The organism is Actinomycetota bacterium (assembly GCA_036280995.1).
Lineage (GTDB): Bacteria > Actinomycetota > CALGFH01 > CALGFH01 > CALGFH01 > CALGFH01.
In genome coordinates, this window is sequence record DASUPQ010000339.1 from 1 (window position 1) to 3614 (window position 3614).

Genomic DNA, 3614 nt, shown 5'->3' on the forward strand with positions numbered 1-3614 from the left:
CGGCAAGCCGACCAGCAAGTCGAAGACTATCTACAGGCGAAGCTGGCGGTTGAGCGGACACGCAATTCCATCAGCATCATGCAACAGCAGCTGGACGGCGTCCGCAGCCAGCTGACGGACGCCCGGGCCAGCATCGCCGCCCGCGCAGCGGTTGCCTATGTCCAGGGCCCGGCCAACGACCTCGCCTCGCTGCTCGCCGCCGGTGATCCCACCGATGCCCTGGAGCGGGCACAACTGCTCGATCTGCTGGCGACGCATGACGCCGATCAGGTCCTGGCCGCACGGGCCATCGAGCGTTCGGCGCAGGCCCGGACGAACGAGCTGGCCACAGTCGAGCGCAAGCAGGCGGCGATCCTCGATCAGATGGCGGCGCGGAAGGCCAGGATCGAGCAGCTGGTCGTCCAGACCGAGCAGACCCTGGCGGAGCTACGAGCGGCCGAGCGCCGCCGGGCCGCGGCAGTTAACCGGCCGGCGGCCACGGCGCCTTCAGCGGGCAGCCCCGCCTCCCCTCCTCCACTCAAGGCAGTCAGCGGCAGCGTGGGGGCGGTGATCCGCTATGCCTACGCCCAGCTCGGGAAGCCCTACCAATGGGGCGCGACCGGGCCCGGCTCCTTTGACTGCTCCGGGCTGACCTTGATGGCGTGGGCGCAGGCGGGTGTGTCGCTGCCGCACTCCAGCCGAGCGCAGATCGGTATCGGCCGTCAGGTGACAAAAAGCGAGCTCCAACCCGGTGATCTGATCTTCCGGTACAGCCCCATCTCGCATGTGTCGCTGTATGTGGGCAACGGGCAGCAGATCTCGGCCACCCATACGGGCAGCACGGTCAAGCTGCAGTCGGCCTTCCAGGGCGAAATCGTCGGTTTCAGCCGACCGACTGGCTGAAGCTCGCCGCCTGGCATCCGGTTGCCACGGCCCAGCATGTAAGGAGCGCCAACCAATATGGATGCAGCGGTTGGCCGCCACCGGATGATGCTGGTGGCGGTCGGAGTGTTGGCGCTCGGCGTTGCCGTGGGTGCTGCCTTGCTCTGGCCCCACGGTGAGGTCAGCGGGCCGGCTGCGGCCGGCCAGCAGGATCCAACCCGGCTGGTCAGCGCCACCCTCACCCGTGTCCAGCCGCTGGAGTGTGAAGAGGCCGATCCGGGCGTGCCCACCTCCACCTGCATCAGGGTCGAGGCGCGCTTGGCCGATGGCAAGCAGGTCCGTTTCGATACCACCGACCTGACCGGCAACACCTTCCGGGCCGGCCAGCGGGTCAGGCTGTCGGTGCTCGAGCGGGAAGGCCAGCCGCCCTTCTACAACATCCGCGACCTGGAGCGGACCCGACCAATGCTCATACTGGCTGCGGTGTTCATGCTGGCCGTATTAGCCTTCGGTCGCTGGCAGGGAATCCGCTCCCTGATCGCTCTCGCGCTGTCGTTCGCCGTCATCGTGGGATTCGTTGTTCCGGCCATCCTGCGCGGCCACAGCCCCGTGGCGGTGGCCCTGGTCGGGGCGATGGCCATCATGCTCATCTCGCTGTACCTGAGCCATGGGATCGGCCGCAAGACCACCGCCGCGGTGGTGGGCACCGGCGTTGCCCTGGTATTGACCGCCGCCCTGACGGCTGGGTTTGTCGCCGCGACCTCCCTCACCGGCCTGGCCAGCGAGGACGCCCTGAACGCCAGCTTCCAGGCCGGTGGCCTGTCCTTTCGCGGGCTGCTGCTGGCCGGCATCATCATCGGCGGCCTCGGTGTGCTCGACGACGTGACCATGTCGCAAGCCTCGCTGGTGTTCCAGCTACGACGGGCCGATCCAACGGCCAGCTTCGGCAAGCTGGTCACCGGTGCCCTCGCGGTCGGCCGCGACCACATCGCCGCCACCGTCAACACCCTCTTCCTCGCCTATGCCGGCGCGTCGCTGCCCCTGCTGGTTCTGTTCACCACCAGCGGGGACTCGCTCGGCACCGTGGCCACCGCCGAGGCGGTGTCCGTGGAGGTCGTCCGGGCCCTCTGCGGGTCGATCGGGCTCATCGCGGCGGTACCCCTGACCACGCTGCTGGCTGCCGCCCTCACCGGGCGGGGCGCAGAGGCCGGCCAGCCCCTTGCCACCGAGCGGCGCCCGGCAGGTCGCAGTTCCTATGCGCTGCGCGGCCGGCTCACCCTGGAACAGGACGAGCAGGTGTTCGACACCGTGCTCGGCCTGCATGCCCCGCGGCTGTCGCATGCCGCCGTCGGGGTGAACAGTACCTCGCTTCCCCCCGACGAGCTGCCGGCCGGCGCCAGCCAGGCCGCCGTCACACTCCGGCAGCTGGCCGCGACCGCCCGCCGTCGCAACGGCTCCCGATACCGGCGAGCCCTGGCCGCCCTCATTGCCCATCTGGATCTCCAGGACCCGGACCAGCTCGACTTACTGCGCCGGTTTGGGCCGTTCTCAACTGACCTGCGGATCTGGGTCGAGGACGACCCCCTGCCGGTCATCCAGGCGACCGAGAACCTGGAAGGTCGACCTCGGGTCACCTACCGCTTGACCACCAAAGAGCAAGACTGGCTCGAGGCCAACCTGCAGGAAGCCGGGCTGGCTGACGTCCGCCTGACGCCACGCCGCGCCCGCGCTGAAGCGTGGAGGTAACCGCCGCATCGACGAATGCCAGCGGCTGGGTTGGGTCCTAGCGGTGGTGAATGGCGCAGGAACCGGGAGCCGCTCAAGAGGCGTCCAACCGGTGTCGATGCTCTTTCCCTTTCCCCGGTTGCCACGGAGGTCAAGTGCCCTTCGCCTTTCGGCCCGCCGGACGGCGCGCTGGCATGTTGGTGCTCATTGTCGGGCTGCTCGGCTCCCTGCTGGTCACTCCGGCGGAGGCTCGCCACCAAGACCAAGCCGAGCTCTGAGGTCCAGGACAAGCTCGACGCCATCGCGAAAGTGCTGGCCGACGCCAGAGCCGACGCCGACCAGGTGGCCCGAGCCCTCATCCAGGCAGACCGTGACCTCACCTCCGCCCGGGCGGCGCTGGCCAAGGCCGAGCGACGCTACCAGCGGGCCCGGGACCGGCGGGCCCAGGCGGTGCGAGAGGCCCTGCTGGCCAAACTGGAGGTCGACGCCCAGCAGGCCCTGATCGACCGGCGCGCCCGCGAGACCTACGTCAACGGCACCCCATCCATGGGGCTCACCCTCCTGGCCGACGCCGACACCATCGCCGACCTGCTGGACCGCACAAAGCTGCTCGGTGAGGTGGCCGAGGCGGCCAACGCCGAGCTGGCCAGGCTGGTGGAGGCTCGCGTGGAGGCCGAGGCAGCTCGCCAGCGAGCCGCCGCCGCCGAGCGGTCGGCCCGCGAGGCACAGGCTGACATGCGCGCCCGCACCGCCGAGTTCAAGCAGATCCGGGCCGCGCGGGCGGCCGCCAAGCGTGCCCTGGAACGCAAGATCGCCGTTCTCCAGGTCCGCCAGGCCAGCCTGCGCCGGCAGTCAACCAGGATCCTGGGTGCCATCAGGGCCGAGGAGGCGGCCAGGCGCCGTGCCGCGCAGGCGGCAGCCAATCGTGCCGGTGGCGGGCAGGGCCCTGCGATCCTTCATGAGGACGAGCACGGCCCGGCCGGGCCGAGCGCGACCAGCTACCAGCGGCTGACGCCGACCGCCAAGCG

At 70.1% G+C, this 3614-nt stretch carries 3 protein-coding genes; all 3 read left to right on the forward strand.

Annotation, left to right across the window (positions count from 1 at the left end):
- Positions 1-882: NlpC/P60 family protein (locus VF468_11635; protein HEX5878950.1), on the forward strand; the 882-nt coding region annotated here is incomplete at its 5' end.
- 261 nt (positions 883-1143) lie between these two features.
- Complete coding sequence (locus tag VF468_11640; GenBank protein HEX5878951.1) at positions 1144-2607, forward strand: YibE/F family protein; 1464 nt, start codon at positions 1144-1146, stop codon at positions 2605-2607.
- 321 nt (positions 2608-2928) lie between these two features.
- The coding region (locus tag VF468_11645; GenBank protein HEX5878952.1) for a hypothetical protein at positions 2929-3614 on the forward strand (686 nt) is incomplete at its 3' end.